The following is a 22,211-nucleotide window of genomic DNA, read 5'->3' on the forward strand; positions in this document are numbered from 1 at the left end:
GTGCTACCTCCCGCGTGGTCAGCGGGTGCCGGTTGCTGCCGCGCGGCGGCGGGAGAGGGCGTCGACGCTGGCGGCGAGCAGCAGCACGACGCCGGTGACCACGTACTTGACTCCCGCGCTGTACCCCATCAGGCCCATTCCATTTTCGATGACGGCGACCACCGCGCCGCCGAGCACGGCGTCGAGGACGCGGCCCTTGCCACCGAAGAGGCTGGTGCCGCCGATGACGGCTGCGCCGACCGCGTAGAGCAGTACGTTACTGCCCCCGGTGTTCGGGTCGACCGAGTTGGCCCGGCTGGCCGCCACGATGCCACCGATGGCGGCCATGGACGAGCAGATCACGAAGACGGAGATCCGGATCCGGTCGACTCCGATACCGGCCCGGCGGGCCGCTTCCCGGTTGCCGCCCACGGCGTAGATGTGCCGGCCGTAGCTGGTGCGTTGAAGCACGAAGGTCCAGATGACAAGCAGCACCGCGATGATCGGCACCACGATCGGCACGCCCTTGAGCGAGACGATCAGGACGTTGCGGCTGCGCTCCAGGTTGAGCACGTAGACGGCGGTGCCGAGGATGACGGCGAGCCCGGCGATCCGCAGCGCCACCACCGCGATCGGGTCGGTGATCAGACCACGGGCCGCCCGGTTGCGGTGGCGCAGCAGTTGCACGGCCGCGTAGCCGATGATCGCGAGGGCGGTCAGCGCCCAGCCCAGCGTGGGGGCCAGGTTGCGGTTGGCGATGGCGACCAGCACCTCGTCACGCACGGAGATGTTTGTGCCCTCCTGCACGAGCAGCAGCACGACGCCCTGGAAGGCGAGGAAGCCGGCGAGGGTGACCACAAAGGACGGAATGCCGATCTTCGCGACCAGCATCCCGAGCGTGGTGCCGATGACCACGCCGGTGGCGACCGCGGCGAGCACGGCGACCCACCAGGGGTAGCCGAGCACGGTGACCACATTGGCCAGCACCGCCGCGCAGACGCCGCTGGCGAAGCCGGCGGAGAGGTCGATCTCGCCGAGCAGCAGCACGAAGACCAGGCCCATCGCGATGAGCGTGACCGCCGCGCCCTGGGTGAAGAGGTTTGCGAAGTTGCCGGCCGACAGGAACGACGACGGCCGCATGATCGCGAAGACGGTGCAGAGCACGATCAGGCCGAGCACCGCCGGTAGCGCGCCGACGTCGCCACCGCGTACCCGACTCAGGTAGTTGCGGACATGGCCTCCGACGGTCGGCGTCGGTGTCACGGCCGCCGGGCCGTCCTTCCGCACGGCGGTGGTGGTCATCGGACGCCTCCTGAGGTCGAGTCGACCGGCTGCGGGCCGTCGCCGTTGCTGCCCGGGTCGGTGGCGAGGCCGAGCCCGCCCGAGCGCCCGGCGGTGATCAGCTCGACCACCTGGGCGTGGGTGATGTCGGTGGTCTTCACCTGGGCGACCATCTGGCCGAGGTACAGCGCGGCGATCCGGTCGGAGACGGCGAAGACGTCGTTCATGTTGTGCGAGATGAGCACCACGGCCAGGCCGTTGTCGGCGAGGCGGCGGACCAGTTCGAGCACCTGGGCGGTCTGTGCCACGCCCAGCGCGGCGGTCGGCTCGTCCAGGATGACCAGCTTGCTGTTCCACAGCACGGCCTTGGCGATGGCCACGGTCTGGCGCTGGCCGCCGGAGAGGCTTGACACGTGCTGGCGCAGTGAGGTGACGGTGCGGATGGAGAGGCCCGCCAGGGTTTCGGCGGCGAGCTGTTCCATCGTCGGCTCGTCCAGGACGATGCCGCTGCGCCGCTCCCGGCCGAGGAACATGTTCTGCACGATGTCCAGGTTGTCGCAGAGCGCGAGGTCCTGGTAGACGACCTCGATGCCGAGCGTGGCGGCGTCGCGGGGGCTGCCGATGTGCACTGGTTCACCGTTGAACAGGAACTCGCCGGCGTCGGTGGGGTGGATGCCGCTGATGCACTTCACCAGGGTCGACTTGCCGGCGCCGTTGTCGCCGACAAGTGCTGTCACTTCGCCCGGGTGGACGGTCAGGGCGACGTCGCGGAGCACCTGGACGGGACCGAAGCTCTTGTCGATCCCGCGGAGTTCCAGCAGAGGGGTCGCGGACACGGGGGTCTCCTTCTCAAGGGAGGGTCGGGGCCCGTCCGGCGGGCGCCGCCCGGCACGGGAGGGTGCTCCCGTGCCGGGCGGCGATGGTCGTCCCGGCGGGTACTGCGACGTCCGTCAGCTGATGCCGGCTTCGGTGCAGAACTTGGCGTACGCCGCGGTGCAGACCTGCTCCTTGGTCGCGTAACCGTCGGCGATGACGTCCTTGACGTTGTCCTTGTAGATGGCCTTCGGGGTGAGCAGCACCGAGGGGACGTCGCGGTCACCGTCCTTCACCGACTTGCCGGTGTCCTTCTGCTCGCCCTTGGCCAGCGCGATGGCCAGGTCCGCGGCGGCCTTGGCCTCTTCCCGAACCGCCTTGTAGACGGTCATGCACTGGTCACCGGCGAGGATGTTCTGCAGGCCCTCCACGCTGGCGTCCTGCCCGGTCACCGGCACCTTGCCGTTGATCTTGTTCTTCTTCAGGATCGAGATGGCGGCGTTGCCGAGAGTGTCGTTGGCGGCCAGCACGCCGTCGATCTTGCCCTTGGTCGCGGTGAGCTGCTGCTCGAAGATGGTCGCGGCGGTGGGGCCGTCCCAGCCCGGCACGGCGTCGTCCGGGCCCTTTGTGTATTCCTTGGAGTCGAACTTCGGCTTGAGCACCGAGTCGTATCCGGCCTTGAACAGGGTGGCGTTGTTGTCGGTGGGGGAGCCGTTCAGGTACGCCACGACCGGGTTCTTGGCGTTCTTCTCGGTCAGGCACTTCGCCAGACCCTCGCCCTGGAGCTTGCCGACGGTCTCGTTGTCGAAGCTGACGTAGTACTGGGCGGAGCCGCCGAGGGTGAGCCGGTCGTAGTCGATGGTGGCGACGCCCTGCGACTTGGCCTTGTCGAGCACGGCCTTGCCGGTGCCGGAGTCCAGGTTGACGATCATCAGGGCGGTGACGCCGCTGGTGATCATCTGGTCGGCGATGGTCTGGAAGGCGGCCTTGTCGTTCTGGGCGTTCTGGATGTCGTACTTGACGTTGGCGGCCTTGAACGCCTCCTCCAGGAAGCGGCGGTCCGCCGTCTCCCAGCGGGGGGAGGACTTGCTGTCCGGAAGGATCACGCCGATCTTGGGAGTCTTTTTGGAGTCGGCCGAGCCGGTGCCGGAGTCGTCGCTACAGGCGGTCAGCCCGCCGGTTGTCAGCAGGCCCACGGCGGCGATGGTGAGGATCCCCTTACGCATGTGCAGGGTCCTTTCGTGGTGGGGGAGGTGTTGTTTTGTTGTGTCCGGCAACGTATTTCGCGTCACACCGGCTCCACAAGACCGCGCAGGTGCCTAGTTTGTTGGGAGCGATAACAATTCAGCAACGCGACTGTTACTCCGTGGGTATCCCACGGGGGCGCCGACGTAACGACTGTCGTCAGCGGGCCTGGAGCGGCGCGGTGCGGGCGTCCGTCAACGCCACCAGATCCGCCGCGGCCAACTCGAGTTGCAGACCACGTCGACCAGCCGAGACATAGATCGTCGGGAAGTCCGACGCGGAGTCGTCGAGCACCGTGGGCAGCCGCTTACGCTGCCCGAGCGGGCTGATCCCGCCGCGTACGTAGCCGGTGGCCCGCTCGGCGACCGTCCGGTCGGCAAGCGCCGCCCGCTTCCCACCGACCGCCGCCGCGAGCGCCTTGAGATCCAGCTCGCCGGTGACCGGAACGACCGCCACGGTGAGCGCGCCGTCGACCTCGGTCACCAACGACTTGAAGACGCGCTCCGGTGCCACGCCCAGCGCCACCGCGACCAGCGCGCCGTAGTTCGGGGCGTCCGGCGACACCCGATAGGGATGCGTGCGATGCGCGACCCCGCGCTTGACCAACAGCGCCGTCGCCGGTGTGCCCTGTCCCGCCACACCGGCGACGCTAGTCGACCGGCCGACCGATCAGCACGGTCGGTGCGCCCGCGACCCGGGTGAGCACCAGGCTCGCCGCCGCGTCGCCGGAAAGCCGCAGGTCCCGCCGGAGCTGCTCCGGGGTGAGCGCCGAACCCCGCTTGAGGATCTCCACCCGGCCCACCCGGCGCTCGCGCAGCAACGCCCGCAGGCGCTTGAGCGAGAACGGCAGCACGTCGGTGATCTCCAGGCAGCGCGCGTACGGGGTGCGGGTCGGCAGGTCCGCGTAGAGGTAGGCGATGCTCGGGTCGCCGAGAGTGGCGTCCAGTTCGGCGGCCAACTCGGCGACGAGGTGCGCGCGGATGACCGCCGGGTCCGGGTCGTACAGGTAACGCCGGGGCGGCCCGACCGGGGCCTCGTCAGCACCCGAGCCGGTGAGCTGGCGCCGGGTCTCCGCGCGGTAGAGCGTGGCGCGGCGGGGCACCTCCGCCAGCTCGCCGCACCAGAGCGCGGCCTCCACCAGGTCGCCGTCCACGCCTACCCACTCCGCCTCCGCGCCGGCCGGAATGAGCGCGTGGTCCAGGCCCGGGGCCACCTTCACCACTGTGCGCGGCACCCGCTCGGCCAGCCCGGTGACGAAATCCCACGGCGGCGAGTAGGCGCGCGGGTCGAAGATCCGCCGACCGGTGCCGGTCGAGCGGCGGGCCGGATCGCAGAAGACCCCGTCGACGCGGGAGACGTCGAACGCGGTGGCATCGCCGCACTCGACGGTGAACAGCTCGGCCAGCCCGGCCGCCGCGGCGTTGGCGGCGGCCATCGCGGCGGTCAGCGGGTCGGCCTCCACCCCGTACACCCGGATGCCGGCGCGGGCGGCGGCCAGCGCGTCCGCGCCGAGGCCGCAGCCCAGGTCGGCCAGGGTGCGGACGCCGGCCGCGGACAGCCGGGCGGCCCGACGATCCGCGACCACCCGGCGGGTGGCCTGCTCCAGCCCGGGGCGGGTGAGGAACATCCCGGCGGCGGCCGGGCCGAACTTGCCGACCGCGCGGTGCCGCAGCTCGGCCTGGGTGAGCGCCGCCGCGGCCAACGTCGGCGGCACCCCGGCCGCGCGCAGCGCCGACGCCGCGGCCAGCGGATCACCGCCGGCCAGCCCGGCCGCCGCCGTGAGCGCGGCCGACCCCTCGGGGGTACGCAGCGCCGCCAGCTGATCGAGATCCACCCGGTCATTGTCCGGGTGGACCCGGAAAACCGGGCTGGCGGGGCGCGACTCGCTGGCACTCTCCTTGACGGAGTGCTAGCCACGGAATAACCTGCGATTAGCACTCTCACCCTGAGGGTGCCAGCTTCCGGGTCTCGCGACCCGGGTGCGCACGCCAGGCGGACCGGCACCCGCGACGACGGTCCCGCCCGGTGGCATGAGGCAGATTGACGCTGGTTGGCCCCGCCGACCAGCAACGAAACCAGTACCCCAGGAGGGTATGCCCGTGACTACCGCGACCAAGGTTGCGATCAAGCCGCTCGAGGACCGCATCGTGGTCCAGGCGAACGAGGCTGAGACCACCACGGCGTCGGGCATCGTGATCCCCGACACCGCCAAGGAGAAGCCGCAGGAGGGCACTGTCCTCGCTGTGGGCCCGGGGCGCGTCGACGACAACGGCAACCGGGTTCCGGTTGACGTGCAGGTCGGCGACACCGTCCTTTACTCGAAGTACGGCGGCACCGAGGTCAAGTACGCCGGCGAGGAGTACCTGGTGCTCTCCGCCCGCGACGTCCTCGCGGTCATCGAGAAGTAAGCAACCGATCAGTGCCACTGCCCCGGTCCGGCTCGCCGGGCCGGGGCAATGGCGCTTCGAAGGGACATAAATGGCGAAGATCCTGAGCTTCTCGGACGACGCCCGGCACCTGCTGGAGCACGGTGTCAACGCCCTCGCGGACGTGGTCAAGGTCACCCTCGGCCCGCGCGGGCGCAACGTCGTCCTGGACAAGAAATTCGGTGCGCCGACGATCACCAACGATGGTGTGACCATCGCCAAGGAGATCGAGCTCACCAACCCGTACGAGAACCTTGGCGCGCAGCTGGTCAAGGAGGTGGCGACCAAGACCAACGACGTCGCCGGCGACGGCACCACCACCGCGACCGTGCTGGCCCAGGCGATGGTTCGCGAGGGCCTGCGCAACGTGACCGCCGGGACCAACCCGGCCGGCCTCAAGCGGGGCATCGACGCGGCGGCCACAAAGGTTTCCGAGGCGCTGCTCGGCAAGGCCGCCGAGGTCACCAGCAAGGAGTCGATCGCGAACGTGGCGACGATCTCCGCGCAGGACGCCACGATCGGCGACCTGATCGCCGAGGCGATGGAGCGGGTCGGCCGCGACGGTGTCATCACCGTCGAGGAAGGCTCCATGCTCACCACCGAGCTGGACGTGACCGAGGGTCTCCAGTTCGACAAGGGCTTCATCTCGCCGAACTTCGTCACCGACCTGGAGAGCCAGGAGTCCGTCCTCGAGGACGCGTACATCCTGGTCACCACCCAGAAGATCTCGGCGATCGAAGAGCTGCTGCCGCTGCTGGAGAAGGTCCTGCAGAACAGCAAGCCCCTGCTGATCATCGCCGAGGACGTGGACGGCCAGGCGCTCTCCACCCTGGTGGTCAACTCGCTGCGCAAGACCCTCAAGGTCTGCGCGGTCAAGGCCCCGGGCTTCGGTGACCGGCGCAAGGCGATGCTCCAGGACATCGCGATCTCCACGGGCGCCGAGCTGGTCGCCCCGGAGCTGGGCTACAAGATCGACCAGGTCGGCCTGGAGGTGCTCGGCACCGCTCGGCGCGTCGTGGTCGACAAGGAAAACACCACGATCGTCGACGGCGGCGGCCAGAAGGCCGACCTCGCCGACCGGGTGTCCCAGATCCGCAAGGAGATCGAGGCCTCCGACTCCGACTGGGACCGGGAGAAGCTGGCCGAGCGGCTGGCGAAGCTCTCCGGTGGCATCGCCGTCATCAAGGCGGGCGCGGCCACCGAGGTCGAGATGAAGGAGCGCAAGCACCGCATCGAGGACGCCATCGCGGCGACCAAGGCTGCGGTCGAGGAGGGCACCGTCCCCGGCGGCGGCGCCGCCCTGGTGCAGATCCGTTCGGTGCTCGACGACGACCTGGGCTTCACCGGTGACGAGAAGATCGGTGTCTCGGTCGTGCGCAAGGCGCTCGTCGAGCCGCTGCGCTGGATCGCGCAGAACGCCGGTCACGACGGCTACGTCGTGACGCAGAAGGTCGCCGACCTGAAGTGGGGCAACGGCCTCGACGCCGCCAAGGGCGAGTACGTCGACCTGGTCAAGGCCGGCATCATCGACCCGGTGAAGGTGACCCGCAACGCGGTCACCAACGCCGCCTCGATCGCCGGCCTGCTGCTCACCACGGAGAGCCTCGTGGTGGAGAAGCCGGAGCAGGCCGAGCCGGCCGCCGGCGGCGGCCACGGCCACGGTCACGGCCACCAGCACGGCCCGGGCTTCTGATCCGGTAGAGCGACACCCGTTGCGGGGCGCACCGTCGTACGACGGTGCGCCCCGTTCGTCCGCGCGGGTCATTACCGAACGCTGACGTTGTTGGCTACCGGGCAGGAAGATCGCGCACACTGGGCCGATGAGCACCACGTCGCGGCGCTACGCCGCGCTGGCCGGAGTGACAGCCGCCGCCGTCGCGATCGGAATCGCCGAGCCGGTGGCAGTGCTGACCGGCCCCCGGTCGGCGCCTTTGGTCGCGGTCGGCGGGGTGGTCGTCGACGCCGTCCCCGAGTCGCTGAAGCAACTCGCCATCGACCTCTTCGGCACCGCCGACAAGATCGCACTGCTGGTCGGCACCGGCCTGCTGCTGGGAGCGTTCGCCGCACTGTTCGGCATGCTGGCGGTCCGCCGGCTGGCATTCGGCCTTGCCGGCATCGCCGCGTTCGGCGCCATCGGGGTGGCCGCCGCCGTGACCCGCCCCGGTGCGGACGCGGCCGACGCGCTGCCGTCGCTCGTCGGTGCCGGCCTCGGCGCCCTGGTGCTCTGGTTGTTCATCGCCGGCCCGTTCGAGCTGAACCCCTGGCCCTGGTCACCACCCACGCCGACCGTGCCGTCCGCCGGGTCGGCGCCGTCTGCGGGCGGGGTGCGGGGGTCGGGGGCCGAGCCGTCCTCGCCGACGCCCGAGGGCTTGCCGACGTCGCCCGCTGGGCCGGTTGGTCCGGTGCCGCCTGCCCCGCCGGTGCCGGTGGCGCCGGGCGGGCAATCCGTAGCGGCGAACGAGCCGGATGGGGCTGCGGGAGTCGACCCCGAGTCGCGGCGACGCTTCCTCACCGGGAGCGGGGTGTTGCTCGGCACGGCCGTGGTGGCCGGTCTCGGTGGGCGCTGGCTCGCCGGCCGGCGCGGAGTGTCCGCCGCCCGGGAGGCGATCCGGCTACCCGCGCCGGTCGCCCCCGCACCGGCCGTGCCGGCCGGCGCGGACCTCGCGGTGGCACAGCTCGCGCCGTACGTCACCCCGAACTTCGGGTTCTACCGGATCGACACCGCGCTGGTGGTGCCCCAGGTGGATCCGGACACCTGGCGGCTGCGTATCCACGGGCGGGTCGGCACCGAGCGCACCTACAGCTACGCGGACCTGCTGGCCCGTCCGCTCGTCGAGCGGTACGTCACGCTGGCCTGCGTCTCCAACGAGGTGGGCGGGGACCTGATCGGCAACGCCCGCTGGCTCGGCGTACCCCTTCGGGAGTTGCTGGACGAGGTCGACCCGGACGACGATGCCGACCAGGTCGTCGGCCGGTCGGTCGACGGCTGGACCTGCGGCACCCCCACCGCGGCGCTGCGCGACGGGCGGGACGCGCTGCTGGCCGTCGGCATGAACGGTGAGCCACTGCCGGTCGAGCACGGCTTCCCGGTCCGGATGGTGGTGCCCGGCCTCTACGGTTACGTGTCAGCCTGCAAGTGGGTGACCGAGCTGGAACTGACCAGGTTCGCCGACTTCGACGCGTACTGGGTGCCCCGCGGCTGGTCCGCCCAGGGGCCGATCAAGACCCAGTCGCGGATCGACGCGCCCCGGGGACGTAACCGGCTGACCGCCGGCTCGGTCACCGTCGCCGGTGTGGCCTGGGCGCAACACCGGGGCATCAGCCGGGTCGAGGTACGCGTCGACGGCGGAGGCTGGCAGCAGGCGGAGCTTGCCCCGACCGTGTCGGTGGACACCTGGGTGCAGTGGTCCTGGCGTTGGGACGCCACGCCTGGCGAGCACCGACTCCAGGTCCGTGCGACGGACGCGACCGGCCAAACCCAGACCGAGCGTACGCAGGCCGTCGCACCGGACGGCGCAACCGGCTGGCACACCGTCACCGTCACCGTTCGCTGAGCGGCCGGGGTCGTTCCTCGCGCGCGGTGCGCCGTGCCCCGCGCGCCGTGCCCCGCGCGCCGGGCTTCGTGCCCCGGGCTTCGTGCCCCGGGCTTCGTGCTTCGCGGATCTCCTCGCAGTCGGCATTGGGGCGGGGGTAGTGCCGGGCAGCGGGCGCGTCGCCACCCGTCATGCCGGCCAGACCCGGAAGCGCCGCTGGCCGGCACCCGAGTTGCGGGGCGCCGGCCGGCGGTCGGTGTCGTGCTGGTGGTGCGGTGGTGCGGTGGTGCGGTGGTCAGCTGTTCCAGTGCTGGTTGACGAGGTCGGTGGCCTGCTGTTCCCACTGGGCGTAGGCGTCGGGGTAGGCGGAGACCTGGACGGTCTGCGCGGCGTCGGTCAGGGGCATGTCCTGCCAACCGTCGACCTGCTTGAGGCCCTTGAGGAACGCGGTGGTGGAGTACTCCGGGTCGGTGATCTGCTCCGGGCTGCCCCAACCACTGGACGGGCGCTGCTGGAACAGGCCCAGCGAGTCGTGGTCGTTGGCGTCGCCGAGGTGGCCCAGGTTCTCCAGCTTCGACTCCTGCAGACTCGTCGCGATCGAGATGACCGCGGCGCGCTCGGGCAGGCCAGCCTTCTTCGTGGCGGCGATGATCGCCTTGACGTTGGCCGTCTTCTCGTCGGTGAGGTTGATGTGCGACTGGTCGCCCTGCGGCTTCGGCGCGGCACTCTGCACCGCGGCGGCGACCGGCTTGGTGTCGACCGGGGTGGCGGCGTGGGCGGCGATCGGACCGGCGAAGACACCACCGGCGAACGCGAGACCAGCAACGGACAGCACACTCTTACGCATGATCGTGTTCATGGGGGTAGCTCCTTCGGGGGTAGGAACACCCAGCCACCACAACAGGGGTCGGCGGCACGGGTGTGAGCACCTCGTCCGGCGCTGCACAAACAAGGGGAAAGTCTTCGGGGTCGGCGACCTGCGAGCGGAGGCTCGTGGCGCCGAGGGCGGCGGCCTACGAGCGGGGGCCCGTGGCGCCGGGTCCAGCTGTAACGACCGGGGGGCCGGGGTCATTCCGGGGGGCGGCCCACCTTCCGGCACGCTCGTCGAGGCGATGCCCGCGGTCGTTCGTGGGGACTGTAACGACCGGGCCCGGGTCAGCATTCCGACCTGCGGGACCAGCGTCCCAACCCCTGCGGGTCGGGCGGGCGGTAGGCGGTGCTGCGATCGTCAGGGTATGTAACGACCTCGGCCCGGCCATGATTCCGGCCCGCAGGTGCGACCGGTCACTGGACAAATGACGCATACCGCCCAGAGCCTATGCCCTACATCGAGTCCGAACGCCCCGGACCGGACAAAGCCCCGCGTCCCTCGTCGCCGCCCGCCTCGGCGTGGGGTCGATCAAGCCAGTGCCGGTCAGGCGACACGAAACCGCGCCTCCGGGGCGGAGGCGCGGTTCGGGACGTGTGGGGTCAGGCGACGTGGCGTTGGGCCGGGACCGTCGACTTGTGTGGGCGGCCCAGTCGGGCCTCCAGTCGTGCGACGTCGACTCGGGCGTGCCGGCGGTCGGCCAGGTCCTCCCAGCCGACGGCGAGCAGTCGGAGTCGCTCCGACTCGCTGAAGCCGCCCCAGACGCCGTAGGGCTCGCGGACCGACAGGGCGTGCGCGGCGCACTCCGCTCGGACCGGGCAGGCACGACAGACTGCCTTGGCGGCCGATTCGCGACGCAGTCGGGAGGAGCCTCGTTCACCGTCGGGGTGGAAGAACTGGGTGCTGTCCCGGCCCCGGCAGGCACCGAGTCGCTGCCAGTCCCAGAGATCGACGATGGGTCCGGGCAGTCTACGTACGTTCGACATCAGCACCCCTCCTCCCGCGCGGCTCCGCGAGAATCCATGTGGCCGGCATCCGGGCGGCGGGCCGCGCAGGCGCACCGTTCCCGGCCTGGACCTCCCGGTACCCGGACTGTTGACGGCTCACACGTCTGTGATCGAAAACGTCCTAGAAATTGCGGCTTTTGCACCAACTGTCGGAAAAGTTCGAAGGATTGCCGGGAACCCCCTCCCCAGCCGACCCCGCCATGGTCTGCTCGTTGGCGGAGAGGAGACCACAGTGCGTACCGTTCTTGTGTGCGTTCGGACACCACTCGCGGCCCAGCACCTTACTTCTGCTGCCGCGCGGCTGGGGTTGTCCGCAATCGTTCGTACCGCCGTCTCCGATCCTGAGGTGATGCTGCGGCTCGCCGAGCGACCGGCTGACGTGGTGCTGGCCGACACGGCCCTCACCCGGCCGGACAGCGCCGGCTTCGTCCGTCGGGTGCTGGCTCGCGCGCCGCAGGCCGCGGTGCTGCTGCTCGGCACCGAGGAGTCCGAGGCCGCGGCGGCCACCATCAGCGCTGGGGCCCGGGGCCTCATCCAGAATGTCGACCACGACCTGACCAGCGCGGTGGCGAAGGCGCTGCTGCTGCTCACCGCCCCCGGACGGGCGTCGCGGCAGCGGATCACCGATCCCGCCCGGGACGCCGCGGCAGTGGGTGGCTCCGGTCGCTCGGGGCCGTCACCGCGTGGTTCCGGCGATCCCGGCTGGGCGGCCACGCCCGGCGAGGGGCAGGCGGGTGTGCCGTCGGTGCCGGTGCAGCGGGGTGACGACGAGGCCGAGGCGGCGAACGGCGAGTCGTCGGCGGACCAGGCCGATCCGGCCCGACCCGCCCCGAACGCCCGGCCCAGTCGGGCGTCGATCGGGCTCACCGAGCGCGAGCTTCAGGTGCTGCTCGGCATGGCCGAGGGCAAGAGCAACGCGGAGATCGGTCGGGAGCTGTTCGTGTCGGAGGACACCGTCAAGACGCACGCCCGCCGGTTGTTCCGCAAGCTTGGCGCTCGGGACCGGGCGCACGCGGTGGCAGCGGGTTTCCGAGCCGGCCTGGTCGCCTGAGGCGGGCCGCGGTCACTCCGTGACCGCCGCGGTCACTCCGTGGCGGTGGGGGTGCCCGGCTCGTCGTCGGTGCCCTCGGTCAGGGTGTCGTGCACCCCGTCGGCGTACCCCCGGGCGTAGTCCCAGGTCACGTAGTGATCCGGGTCGGGGTCGTACGCGGGCTCGTGCACCCGCGGCCGACCGGAGTTGAGCAGGTGCCGGAGGTTGCCGCGGAGCAGGTCCCAGTCGAAGTAGTGCGGCTCTCGGCAGTCCTCGCATTCGATCACCAGGCCGCGAACCCCGATCGGGGCCAGCAGAGCCTGGTATATCTCCAGGTCGGCGAGGTCTTCCAGCACATCCTGCCGCTCGACGTCGGTCAGCGGATCCGGCGTCGCGTCATCGCCCGGGTCATCCAGACCCGCGGTCGGATCGGCCGGGTCGCCGTTGAACGGGTCGATGGGCTCGTCGTGCACCCCCTCACCGTAGACCCAACGCGGCGCGAACGTCCGCCCCCCGGCCTTGCACCGGCCCGGCCTGCCACGGACGGGTCGCCCAGCTCACTGGGTACGATGAGGCGACGTGCCGGCACCGTGGCGCGCTCCGGTGCCCGCCCGCGCCACCTCGCTGAAGCCCATCCGAGCAGCTCAGGGGAGCAATCGTGGAAAATTCGCCCAGCACCGATCTTCCGGCCGGCGTCGAGCACGCCGACCTGGGCGGCCACCTGCCCGAGCTGCCGGCCGGCTCTGCGCGGGTGGTTCCGCTCGGCCTCACCTTCGACGACGTGCTGTTGCAGCCGGGCGAGTCGGACGTGGTGCCCAGCCGGGTCAACACCCGGACGAAGCTCACCCGCAACATCGAGCTGTCCATTCCGCTGCTGTCCAGCGCGATGGACACGGTGACCGAGGCCCGGATGGCGATCGCCATGGCCCGTCAGGGCGGCATCGGCGTGTTGCACCGCAACCTCTCCCTGGAGGACCAGGCGCTCCAGGTCGACCTGGTCAAGCGGTCCGAGTCCGGCATGATCACCAACCCGGTGACCGCAAGCCCGGACGACACCCTGCGCGAGGTCGACGAGCTGTGCGGGCGTTACCGCATCTCCGGCGTTCCGGTGGTCGACGGCGACGGTCAGTTGGTCGGCATCGTCACCAACCGGGACATGCGGTTCGTCTCGGAGCCGAACACTCCGGTCCGCGAGATCATGACCCACACCCCGCTGATCACCGCCCGGGTCGGCGTGAGCAAGGACGACGCTCTGGCGCTGCTGCGCCAGCACAAGGTCGAGAAGCTGCCGATCGTCGACGACTCGGGCCGGCTGCGTGGCCTGATCACCGTCAAGGACTTCACCAAGAGCGAGCAGTACCCGGACGCCAGCAAGGACGACGCCGGCCGCCTCCGGGTCGCCGCCGCCATCGGTGTGGGTGAGGACGCGTACAAGCGGGCCCGCGCCCTCGTCGACGCGGGCGTCGACGTGCTGATCGTGGACACCGCGCACGGTCACCAGCGGGCCGTGCTGGACATGGTCCGCCGGCTCAAGGCCGACGTCGCGGTCGACGTCATGGGCGGCAACGTGGCCACGTACGCGGGCGCGAAGGCGCTCGTCGACGCCGGTGCCGACGGCGTCAAGGTGGGCGTGGGACCGGGCGCGATCTGCACCACCCGGATCGTCGCCGGGGTCGGCGTGCCGCAGGTTACCGCGATCATGGAGGCGGCTCGGGCCGCCCGTCCGGCCGGCGTGCCGGTGATCGGCGACGGTGGCATCCAGTATTCCGGCGACATCGCCAAGGCCCTGGTGGCCGGCGCCGACACGGTGATGCTCGGCAGCCTGCTGGCCGGCTGCGAGGAGAGCCCCGGCGAGCTGATCTTCGTCAACGGCAAGCAGTTCAAGACGTACCGCGGGATGGGGTCGCTCGGCGCGATGCAGTCCCGGGGCCAGGCCAAGTCGTACAGCAAGGACCGCTACTTCCAGCAGGACGTGCTCAGCGACGACAAGCTGGTCCCGGAGGGCGTGGAAGGCCAGGTGCCCTACCGGGGGCCGCTCTCCCGGGTGGCGCACCAGTTGGTCGGCGGGTTGCGACTTGCCATGGGATACGCCGGTGCGGAGAACATCCCCGATCTGCACCGCCGGGGCCAGCTCATCCGGATCACCGCGGCCGGGCTGAAGGAGAGCCACCCGCACGACATCCAGATGACCGTCGAGGCGCCCAACTACCACACCCGCTGATCCAACACCCCCAACCACCTGGAGTCCCCCATGCGTGACGTGGTCGAGATCGGGCTGGGCAAGACCGCGCAGCGCGGCTACCACCTGGACGACATCGCCATCGTGCCGAGCCGCCGCACCCGGGACGTCGACGACGTGTCGACCTCCTGGCAGCTCGACGCGTACCCGTTCGGCATTCCGTGTGTCGGCCACCCCTCCGACGCCACCATGAGCCCGTCGTCGGCGGTGCGGCTCGGTCAGCTCGGCGGTCTCGGCGTGCTCAACGTCGAGGGTCTGTGGACCCGCTACGAGAACCCGACGAAGGTGCTGGACGAGCTGGCCGGCCTCGACGAGGAGGCCCGCGCCACCAAGCGGCTCCAGGAGGTGTACGCGGAGCCGATCCGCCCGGACCTGATCGCCGAGCGGGTGCGCGAGCTGCGGGCCGGCGGCAGCACGGTGGCGGTGCGGGTCTCCCCGCAGCACACCCTGGCGCTGGCGCCGGTGATCCTGGACGCCGGGGTGGACATCCTGGTCATCCAGGGCACCATCGTGTCGGCCGAGCACGTGTCGACCACCGACGAGCCGCTGAACCTCAAGGAGTTCATCGCCGACCTCGACCTACCGGTGATCGTCGGCGGCTGCACGGACTACAAGACGGCTCTGCACCTGATGCGTACCGGCGCGGCCGGGGTGATCGTGGGCATCGGTGGCGACGAGTGGTCGACGACCGAGTCGGTGCTCGGCATCCGGGTGCCGATGGCCTCCGCGATCGCCGACGCCGCGGCGGCCCGTCGCGACTATCTCGACGAGACCGGCGGCCGGTACGTGCACCTGATCGCCGACGGTGACATCCAGACGTCCGGCGACATCGCCAAGGCGCTCGGCTGCGGCGCGGACGCGGTGATGCTCGGTGAGCCGCTGTCGCTCTGCGAGGAGGCGCCCGCCGGTGGCGCCTGGTGGCACTCGGCGGCGAGCCACCCGTCGCTGCCCCGGGGCGCGTTCGAGGTGGCCGGTGACCCGCTCGGGTCGATGGAGGAGCTGCTCTTCGGTCCGGCGGACGAGGCCGACGGCCAGCTCAACCTGTTCGGTGGGTTGCGTCGGGCGATGGCCAAGTGCGGTTACCGCGACCTGAAGGAGTTCCAGAAGGTCGGCCTGGTCCTCGACCGCTGACCGATCCGTCAGACGCCGGAAGGGCCGGCCCCGCGCGGTGCGGGGTCGGCCTTCGGTGCGTTGCGCCGGGAATCCAACAAAGGCCGGCCGCAGGGCCGGCCCCGCTGGCTACGCTCGTCCTGACTCGGGACCCCGCGCGTGAGGAGTCTGCATGGTCCGGACCGGACGGACGCGCGCCGGCACCCGGCTGGCCACCGCGCTGACCTGCGTCATCGGGCTGGTGTTGGCCGGTTGTACGGGCGAGCACCGGGACGGGTTCCGGCCCGGCGCGGCCGACGCCGGTGACCCGTACGTACCGGGGCGCGGCAACGGCGGCTACGACGTCACCCACTACGGCCTGGACGTCCGCTACGACCCGTCGACCGATCGGCTGACCGGTCGAGCCGTCATCACCGCCACGGCCACCCAGGACCTGTCCCGGTTCAATCTGGACCTGGCCGGCCTGGCCGTGAGCGCGGTCCGGGTGGGCGACGCGCGGGCCGACCACCGCCGCGACGACGGCGAGTTGGTGGTGACCCCGCGCGACGGACTCCCGCGTGGCCGGCAGTTCACCGTGACCGTCGACTACGCGGGCGTGCCCACCGCCGTCGTGGACGGGTCGTTGGGCAGCGGCGGCTTCCTGCACACCGCCGACGGCGCGGTCGCGCTCGGCCAACCCGACTCGGCCGCCACCTGGTTCCCGGTCAACGACCACCCGTCGGACAAGGCCAGCTACGACCTGGGGGTCACCGTCCCGGACGGCCTGGCCGCGCTGAGCAACGGAGTGCCCGGGCCGAAGACCAGCGCCGACGGCTGGACCACCTGGCACTGGTCGGAGCGCACCCCGATGGCCAGCTACCTGACCACGCTTGTGATCGGCGACTACCGGGTGGTGACCGGCACGCACGCGGGCCGGCCGATGGTCACCGCGGTGGCGGCGAGCCTGCCCCCGACCGGCGGCGCGGCCAGCTCCCTGGCCCGCACCGGTGCGATCGCCGACTTCCTGGCCAGTCGCTTCGGCCCGTACCCGTTCGACTCGTACGGCGGGATCGTGGTCGCCGACGACCGGGTCGGGTACGCGCTGGAAACCCAGTCCCGCCCGGTCTACGGGCCGGCGTTCTTCACCGGCGACCGGCCCAACCCGAGCGTTGTGGCGCACGAGTTGGCGCACCAGTGGTTCGGCGACAGCGTGTCGGTGGGCAGGTGGAGCGACATCTGGCTGAACGAGGGCTTCGCCAGCTACGCGGAGTGGCTGTGGGAGGAACACGACGGCGGCCGGACCGCCCAGCGCAACTTCGAGCTTCAGTACGCGGCGACCGACTGGTCGCAGCCGTCGGTCGAGCCGGGCCGGGAGCGGATGTTCGGCACCGCCGTCTACAAGCGCGGGGCGCTGGCCGTGCACGCGTTGCGCCGGACCGTCGGTGACGAGGTGTTCTTCCGCATCCTGCGGACCTGGACCACCGAGCGGGCGGCGGCCAACGCGACCACCGCGGACCTCGTCGCGCTTGCCGAGCGGGTGGCGGGGCGGCAGCTCCGACCGCTCTTCGACTCCTGGTTGGTGGGTGGTTCAGCGCCCACACTGCCGTGACGGGGCCGCGATGGCCTGTCGATATGCTGCCGCCCGGGGACGGCGGGGACAGGCCCGCTCGCGGGGAGCGGCGTAGGCCGTCACGGGGAGGGTGTGGGATGCGGGTGACGCGGCGCGGACTGCGCAGGGGCGCGGCTCTGCTGGCGACCGGGGCACTCGTACTGTCCGGGTGCGACTCGACCGGCCCCGAGGCCGTGCCGTCGCCGAGCGCGTCGCCGTCGCCGTCGCGGACGTTCACCGCGGGCGCGCCAGGGGCCGGCGACGCCTACTTCCCGAGCTACGGCAACGGCGGCTACGACGTGGCGCGGTACGTGGTCAAGGTGCGCTACGACCCGGCGAAGGACCGACTGACAGGTACGACAAGCGTGCAGGCCACCGCGACGGCGGACCTGTCGACGTTCAACCTCGACCTCGCCGGCCTCACCGTCACCGCGGTCACCGTGAACGGTGCGCCGGCGACGCACCGCCGGGAGCGGAACGAGCTGGTGATCAAGCCCGCCTCCGGCCTGGTCAACGGCAACGGGTTCGTCGCCGAGATCGCCTACGAGGGCGTGCCGAAGCCGCTGCGGAACGAGACCCTCGGTACGGGTGGATTCCTGCACACCCCCGACGGCGCCATCGCGCTGGGGCAGCCCGAGTCGGCCAGCACCTGGTTCCCGGTCAACGACCACCCGTCCGACAAGGCCGCGTACGACTTCGAGATCACCGTCCCCGACGGTCTCACCGCGGTCAGCAACGGCGTTCCCGGCGGCAAGGCCAGCACGGCCGGGTGGACCACCTGGAAGTGGTCGGAGAAGTCGCCGATGGTCAGCTACCTGAGCACGCTCGTGATCGGCGAGTTCCGGATCACCACGGCCACGCACCGGGACAAGCCGGTCTACAGCGCGGTCGCGATCGCGGCGAACGGCTCCGCGGATTCGTCGATCGCCGAGACCACGAAGGTCGCCGACTACCTGGAGACGCTGTTCGGGCCGTACCCGTTCGACGCGTACGGCGGTGTGGTGATCGCGGACAACCGGATCTCCTACGCGCTGGAGACGCAGAGCCGTCCGGTCTACTCGGCGGGATTCTTCGCGAGCGGTGTGAACACCGAGGTGGTTGCCCACGAGCTGGCGCACCAGTGGTTCGGGGACAGCGTCTCCCTGGGCACCTGGGAGGACATCTGGCTCAACGAGGGCTTCGCGACGTACGCGGAGTGGCTCTGGGCCGAGCACACCAGGAAGTCCACGGCCAAGGAGGAGTTCGACAGCCGGTACGTCGGGGCATCGGCGAAGGTGTGGAAGACGCCGCCGGGCAAGCCGGGGGCGAAGGAGCTGTTCAGCGAGTCGGTCTACCAGCGTGGCGCGATGACGCTGCACGCCCTGCGGGTGTCCGTCGGGGACAAGGCGTTCTTCGAGATCGTCAAGACCTGGGCGGCGGAGAAGCGCAACGGCACCGCCACCACTGCCGAGTTCGTGGCGCTCGCCGAACGCGTCTCCGGCAAGCAGCTCGACGCGGTGTTCGCCGCCTGGCTCTACGGCACCACGAAGCCGGCCCTGCCCAAGCGGCTCTGACCGGGGTCAGTTCCGGACGACCAGGGTGGGGTTCGCGGCGAGGTAGGCGTCGGCGCGGCCGGCACGGAGTTCGCTGATGAACTTCCGGCCGACGGTGGTGAGCTGTTCACCGCGGTAGGCGCTGCCCTTGCCGACACCGGAACCGGGCAGGCCGACAAGCGTGAAGCGGTTCTCCGGCACCCCACTCACGGCGTACGCGATGTCCACGATCCGACGTCCACCCACGTACACGAGGGTGTCGCCGAGGGCGGCGACCACCTGGTCGACCCGCTCCGGTTGCCGGGCCAGGCCCTCGTCCAGGATCTTGCGGGTCAGCGCCTTGACGAGCTGCTGCTGGTGCCGCTGCCGGGCGTAGTCGCCGCCGGTGATGTAGCGCTGCCGCGCGTAGTCGAGTGCCTGCCAGCCGTTGAGGTGCTGGTTGCCCTTCTCGTAGACCTGCTGCGGCCCGGTGTAGCCGCCGGGCGCGGTCTCCCGGTATTTGCCGTCCGGCCGCCGGTGGCGCGACTCGACCCGCTGGTCGACGTAGATGTCCACCCCGCCCAGCGCGTTGACCAGCCGGTCGAATCCGTTGAACGTGAGCACCGCGCCGTCGTCGATGCGCAGCCCGGTGTATCCGCTGACCGTGCTGCGCAGCAGCTCGTACCCCTGGGCGGTGCTTGGTTGTTTGGGTTTGCCCGGCACCCGGCTGCCGAAGCTCATCGCGTGGGTGAGCTTGGTCTTGCCGCCCTTGTAGCCGGCCTTCGGGAACGCGGGGATGTCGACGAGCAGGTCGCGGGGGAGCGAGAAGAGGTACGCCTGACCCAACCCCTCGGGTACGTGCAGCACGAGCACCGCGTCCGCGTGCGGCTCCCACCCGGGGACGCTGACCCGGGTGTCCACACCGACGAGCAGCAGGTTGAGCGGGCCGGTGATGTCCGCACCCGGTGGCGGACCGCTGGGGCTCGGGGTGGGCGTCGCGACCGGCGACGGCGTGGGCGAGCCGGCGACCGGAGCGCCGCCCGGCTTGCTGTCGCCGGTCAGCCGGGTGATCACCACCGTGCCGGCCGCGATGAGCGCGACGGCGGCGAGGGCCGCCAACCCCAGCAGCAACCACCGTCGGCGTGGCGCCATCGACCCGAGGATCATCTTGGATTCCTTCCACCCGTCAGGTGTTCAACGCTCCGACGGGTACCCCGGGTTGCGGCCGGAACGCGCCGGGTCGGTCGGCCGGAGCATGATCGCGCGAAAACCGCCGCTGGCGCGAGCGCTACTCGCGAGTAATGATGCGTCCATGCGGTACGACGTGGTCGTCATCGGGTCCGGCTTCGGTGGCAGTGTCACCGCGCTCCGGCTGGCCGAGAAGGGCTACTCCGTCGCCGTGCTGGAAGCTGGCCGGCGCTTCGCCGACGACGAGTTCCCGCGGACGTCCTGGCGGGTCCGCCGGTTCCTGTGGGCGCCGAAACTGGGCTGCTACGGCATTCAACGGCTCACCCTGCTCCGCCCCGCCGAACGGCGGTCAGGTGGTGGGGTGCTGGTGCTCTCCGGGGCCGGAGTGGGTGGCGGCTCACTCGTCTACGCGAACACCCTCTACGAGCCGCTGCCGGCCTTCTACGCCGACCCGCAGTGGCGGGACATCACCGACTGGCGTGCCGAGCTGGCCGGCCACTTCGACCAGGCGAAGCGGATGCTCGGCGTCACCACGTACCCCCTGGACACCGGCGCGGACCGGGCCATGCGGGCGGTGGCCGAGCGGATGGGGGTGGGGCACACCTTCCACGCCACGCCGGTGGGCGTGCACATCGGCCGTCCCGGCCAGCGGGTCGCCGACCCGTACTTCGGGGGCGCCGGCCCGGAGCGCACCGGCTGCCTGCACTGCGGTTCGTGCATGACCGGCTGCCGGCACGGGGCGAAGAACACGCTTGTCAAGAACTACCTCTGGCTGGCCGAACGGCAGGGCGCCACGGTGCTTGCGCTGACCACGGTGACCGCCGTCCGACCGGCGACCGGCGGCGGGTACGAGGTGCGCACCGAGCGCACGGGCGCCTGGCTGCGCAAACGGCGGCAGGTGATCCACGCCGACCAGGTGGTGTTCGCCGCCGGGGCGCTCGGCACCCAACGGCTGCTGCACGCGATGAGGGCCGAGGACGTGCTACCCAAGCTGTCGTCCCGCCTCGGCGAGCTGACCCGGACCAACTCCGAGGCGATCCTCGGTGCCTCGGTGTCCCGCCGACGGGCCCGCTCCGAGCGCCTGGACTACACCGAGGGGGTGGCCATCACCAGCTCGTTCCACCCCGACCCGCAGACCCACGTCGAGCCGGTCCGCTACGGGCGCGGCTCCAACGCGATGGGACTGCTCCAGACACTGCTCGTCGACGGCGGCCCGCACCGGTTGCGGCGCTGGCTGGGTGGCATCGTGCGGCAACCGCGGCTGGTGGCCCGGTTGCTGCCGGTGCGCGGCTGGTCGGAACGGACGGTGATCGCCCTGGTGATGCAGTCGGTGGACAACTCGCTGACCACCCGGTGGCGGCGCGGGGCGTTCGGCCGCAGGCTGGTCACCGGCCCCGGCCACGGCACGCCCAGCCCGACCTGGATCCCCGCCGGCAACACAGCGGTCCGGCTGCTCGCCGAGGAGATCGGTGGCACCGCCGGCGGCGCGCTCACCGAGCCGTTCGACATCCCGGTGACCGCGCACATCCTGGGCGGGGCGGTGATCGGTGCGACGCCGGCCGACGGGGTGATCGACCCCTGGCACCGGGTGTACGGGCACCCGGGGCTGCACGTAGTCGACGGCGCGGCGGTCTCGGCCAACCTCGGCGTGAACCCCTCGTTGACGATCACCGCCCAGGCGGAACGAGCCATGTCCTTCTGGCCCAACAAGGGTGAGGAGGATCCCCGCCCGGCGCTCGGCTCCCCGTACCGCCGGCTCGCGCCCGTACCCCCGCACCACCCGGCGGTGCCGGCGGACGCCCCGGGCGCGCTGCGGCCTTAGGGCAGCGGCTTGCGGAGGATGTGGTTGAGCCCGAAGACGGTCTCACTGACCCGGACGTCGTGGTAGCCCAGTCGGTGGTAGAAGCCGTGCCCGGTGCTGCTGGCGCCGGTCTCCATGTGGTCGTGGCCGTCGGCGCCGGCCAACCGCTCGATGTGGCGCATGAGCTGGCGGCCGACACCCCGGCCGGCGCGGTCCGGATCGACGAACAGCGTGTAGACCTTGTTGCCGTCCCGGGAGACGGTGCCGACCACCCGCCCGCCCTGCTCGGCGACGAACACCTCCCGGACGGCGGCGAGTTCGCGGAAGCGGGCCGCGTCGAAGTGCGCGCACATCCGTTCGATCAGGTCGGCCGGGTAGTCGCGGCTGTTGACCTCCCGAAGGCACCTGGCGACGAGCACGGCCAGCGGCTCGGCGTCGGTGTCCCGGAAGGGCCGTACGGTCACCTCGGTCACACCCGTCCTCCCGTCCGGCCAGGGGCTTTGACACAGGCTAGGTGGCCTCCCGACCGGCCGCTGCGCCCGGAGCCGTCGCCGCGGCACACCGGAGGGCCGGCCCGTGCCCGACACGGCCG

At 71.3% G+C, this 22,211-nt stretch carries 19 protein-coding genes; 9 read left to right on the forward strand and 10 right to left on the reverse strand.

Features of this window, described 5'->3' with window-relative positions; translation table 11 throughout:
- Positions 1 to 18: 18 nt before the first annotated feature.
- The 5 genes from ACLQ29_RS03855 to ACLQ29_RS03875 form a co-directional block, all read right to left on the reverse strand.
- Positions 19 to 1,281: a sugar ABC transporter permease gene (locus tag ACLQ29_RS03855; RefSeq protein ID WP_425770236.1), complete on the reverse strand. Its 1,263-nt coding sequence runs from the start codon at positions 1,279 to 1,281 to the stop codon at positions 19 to 21.
- Positions 1,278 to 2,096: an ATP-binding cassette domain-containing protein gene (locus tag ACLQ29_RS03860; protein WP_425770237.1), complete on the reverse strand. Its 819-nt coding sequence runs from the start codon at positions 2,094 to 2,096 to the stop codon at positions 1,278 to 1,280. The genes ACLQ29_RS03855 and ACLQ29_RS03860 overlap by 4 nt, the downstream gene beginning before the upstream one ends.
- A gap of 114 nt (positions 2,097 to 2,210) precedes the next feature.
- Positions 2,211 to 3,299 carry a sugar ABC transporter substrate-binding protein gene (locus ACLQ29_RS03865; protein WP_425770238.1) on the reverse strand — a complete coding sequence of 363 codons (1,089 nt, stop codon included), beginning with the start codon at positions 3,297 to 3,299 and terminating at the stop codon, positions 2,211 to 2,213.
- A 178-nt stretch (positions 3,300 to 3,477) separates the two neighbouring features.
- Positions 3,478 to 3,957, reverse strand: a complete 480-nt coding sequence (ybaK, locus tag ACLQ29_RS03870) for a Cys-tRNA(Pro) deacylase (RefSeq protein ID WP_425770239.1) — start codon at positions 3,955 to 3,957, stop codon at positions 3,478 to 3,480.
- 10 nt (positions 3,958 to 3,967) lie between these two features.
- On the reverse strand, positions 3,968 to 5,152 hold the full coding sequence (locus ACLQ29_RS03875) for a THUMP-like domain-containing protein (protein ID WP_425770240.1): 1,185 nt from the start codon (positions 5,150 to 5,152) through the stop codon (positions 3,968 to 3,970).
- Positions 5,153 to 5,411: 259 nt separating this feature from the next.
- Here ACLQ29_RS03875 and groES point away from each other — a divergent pair, with 259 nt between their 5' ends.
- From groES to ACLQ29_RS03890, 3 genes are all read left to right on the forward strand, one after another.
- Complete coding sequence (gene groES / locus ACLQ29_RS03880) at positions 5,412 to 5,726, forward strand: co-chaperone GroES (protein WP_030330046.1); 315 nt, start codon at positions 5,412 to 5,414, stop codon at positions 5,724 to 5,726.
- A gap of 70 nt (positions 5,727 to 5,796) precedes the next feature.
- A complete protein-coding gene (gene groL / locus ACLQ29_RS03885) occupies positions 5,797 to 7,437 on the forward strand; it encodes a chaperonin GroEL (protein ID WP_393370412.1) in 1,641 nt (546 codons plus the stop codon).
- A gap of 127 nt (positions 7,438 to 7,564) precedes the next feature.
- Entirely contained in the window at positions 7,565 to 9,298 is a 1,734-nt protein-coding gene (locus ACLQ29_RS03890) for a molybdopterin-dependent oxidoreductase (protein WP_425770241.1), read from the forward strand.
- Positions 9,299 to 9,572: 274 nt separating this feature from the next.
- Here ACLQ29_RS03890 and ACLQ29_RS03895 read toward each other — a convergent pair whose 3' ends face one another.
- Positions 9,573 to 10,136 carry a hypothetical protein gene (locus tag ACLQ29_RS03895; RefSeq protein WP_425770242.1) on the reverse strand — a complete coding sequence of 188 codons (564 nt, stop codon included), beginning with the start codon at positions 10,134 to 10,136 and terminating at the stop codon, positions 9,573 to 9,575.
- Between the two features lie 611 nt (positions 10,137 to 10,747).
- Positions 10,748 to 11,131, reverse strand: a complete 384-nt coding sequence (locus ACLQ29_RS03900) for a WhiB family transcriptional regulator (protein WP_425770243.1) — start codon at positions 11,129 to 11,131, stop codon at positions 10,748 to 10,750.
- A 253-nt stretch (positions 11,132 to 11,384) separates the two neighbouring features.
- Here ACLQ29_RS03900 and ACLQ29_RS03905 point away from each other — a divergent pair, with 253 nt between their 5' ends.
- The gene (locus ACLQ29_RS03905) at positions 11,385 to 12,203 is read left to right on the forward strand and encodes a response regulator transcription factor (protein ID WP_425770244.1); all 819 of its coding nucleotides are present in this window, start codon (positions 11,385 to 11,387) and stop codon (positions 12,201 to 12,203) included.
- A gap of 32 nt (positions 12,204 to 12,235) precedes the next feature.
- Here the strand turns inward: ACLQ29_RS03905 and ACLQ29_RS03910 are convergent, their stop codons facing one another.
- Positions 12,236 to 12,655: a DUF5319 domain-containing protein gene (locus ACLQ29_RS03910; protein ID WP_393372409.1), complete on the reverse strand. Its 420-nt coding sequence runs from the start codon at positions 12,653 to 12,655 to the stop codon at positions 12,236 to 12,238.
- Between the two features lie 185 nt (positions 12,656 to 12,840).
- Here ACLQ29_RS03910 and guaB point away from each other — a divergent pair, with 185 nt between their 5' ends.
- The 4 genes from guaB (at position 12,841) to ACLQ29_RS03930 (ending at position 18,672) form a co-directional block, all read left to right on the forward strand.
- Positions 12,841 to 14,403, forward strand: coding sequence for an IMP dehydrogenase (guaB, locus tag ACLQ29_RS03915; RefSeq protein ID WP_425770245.1), 1,563 nt, complete (start codon positions 12,841 to 12,843; stop codon positions 14,401 to 14,403).
- Between the two features lie 30 nt (positions 14,404 to 14,433).
- Positions 14,434 to 15,552 carry a GuaB3 family IMP dehydrogenase-related protein gene (locus tag ACLQ29_RS03920; RefSeq protein ID WP_425770246.1) on the forward strand — a complete coding sequence of 373 codons (1,119 nt, stop codon included), beginning with the start codon at positions 14,434 to 14,436 and terminating at the stop codon, positions 15,550 to 15,552.
- A gap of 151 nt (positions 15,553 to 15,703) precedes the next feature.
- On the forward strand, positions 15,704 to 17,119 hold the full coding sequence (locus ACLQ29_RS03925) for a M1 family metallopeptidase (RefSeq protein ID WP_425770247.1): 1,416 nt from the start codon (positions 15,704 to 15,706) through the stop codon (positions 17,117 to 17,119).
- Between the two features lie 98 nt (positions 17,120 to 17,217).
- On the forward strand, positions 17,218 to 18,672 hold the full coding sequence (locus tag ACLQ29_RS03930; RefSeq protein ID WP_425770248.1) for a M1 family metallopeptidase: 1,455 nt from the start codon (positions 17,218 to 17,220) through the stop codon (positions 18,670 to 18,672).
- A 6-nt stretch (positions 18,673 to 18,678) separates the two neighbouring features.
- Here ACLQ29_RS03930 and ACLQ29_RS03935 read toward each other — a convergent pair whose 3' ends face one another.
- Positions 18,679 to 19,797: an LCP family protein gene (locus ACLQ29_RS03935; RefSeq protein ID WP_425770249.1), complete on the reverse strand. Its 1,119-nt coding sequence runs from the start codon at positions 19,795 to 19,797 to the stop codon at positions 18,679 to 18,681.
- Positions 19,798 to 19,942: 145 nt separating this feature from the next.
- Between ACLQ29_RS03935 and ACLQ29_RS03940 the strand changes: the two genes are divergently transcribed.
- Complete coding sequence (locus ACLQ29_RS03940) at positions 19,943 to 21,640, forward strand: FAD-dependent oxidoreductase (RefSeq protein ID WP_425770250.1); 1,698 nt, start codon at positions 19,943 to 19,945, stop codon at positions 21,638 to 21,640.
- Here ACLQ29_RS03940 and ACLQ29_RS03945 read toward each other — a convergent pair.
- Complete coding sequence (locus ACLQ29_RS03945; RefSeq protein ID WP_425770251.1) at positions 21,637 to 22,092, reverse strand: GNAT family N-acetyltransferase; 456 nt, start codon at positions 22,090 to 22,092, stop codon at positions 21,637 to 21,639. The two genes, ACLQ29_RS03940 and ACLQ29_RS03945, sit on opposite strands and share 4 nt — an antisense overlap.
- Positions 22,093 to 22,211 lie beyond the last annotated feature (119 nt).

Origin of the sequence: Micromonospora sp. DT228, from assembly GCF_049841595.1 — a bacterium.
Taxonomy (GTDB): Bacteria; Actinomycetota; Actinomycetes; order Mycobacteriales; family Micromonosporaceae; genus Micromonospora.

Coding starts and splice junctions, on each gene's coding strand:
- ACLQ29_RS03855 (WP_425770236.1), bottom strand. CDS start 1,281: ATGACCACCACCGCCGTGCGGAAGGACGGCCCGGCGGCCGTGACACCG.
- ACLQ29_RS03865 (WP_425770238.1), bottom strand. CDS start 3,299: ATGCGTAAGGGGATCCTCACCATCGCCGCCGTGGGCCTGCTGACAACC.
- groES (WP_030330046.1), top strand. CDS start 5,412: ATGCCCGTGACTACCGCGACCAAGGTTGCGATCAAGCCGCTCGAGGAC.
- groL (WP_393370412.1), top strand. CDS start 5,797: ATGGCGAAGATCCTGAGCTTCTCGGACGACGCCCGGCACCTGCTGGAG.
- ACLQ29_RS03890 (WP_425770241.1), top strand. CDS start 7,565: ATGAGCACCACGTCGCGGCGCTACGCCGCGCTGGCCGGAGTGACAGCC.
- ACLQ29_RS03895 (WP_425770242.1), bottom strand. CDS start 10,136: ATGAACACGATCATGCGTAAGAGTGTGCTGTCCGTTGCTGGTCTCGCG.
- ACLQ29_RS03900 (WP_425770243.1), bottom strand. CDS start 11,131: ATGTCGAACGTACGTAGACTGCCCGGACCCATCGTCGATCTCTGGGAC.
- ACLQ29_RS03920 (WP_425770246.1), top strand. CDS start 14,434: ATGCGTGACGTGGTCGAGATCGGGCTGGGCAAGACCGCGCAGCGCGGC.
- ACLQ29_RS03925 (WP_425770247.1), top strand. CDS start 15,704: ATGGTCCGGACCGGACGGACGCGCGCCGGCACCCGGCTGGCCACCGCG.
- ACLQ29_RS03930 (WP_425770248.1), top strand. CDS start 17,218: ATGCGGGTGACGCGGCGCGGACTGCGCAGGGGCGCGGCTCTGCTGGCG.
- ACLQ29_RS03935 (WP_425770249.1), bottom strand. CDS start 19,797: ATGATCCTCGGGTCGATGGCGCCACGCCGACGGTGGTTGCTGCTGGGG.
- ACLQ29_RS03940 (WP_425770250.1), top strand. CDS start 19,943: ATGCGGTACGACGTGGTCGTCATCGGGTCCGGCTTCGGTGGCAGTGTC.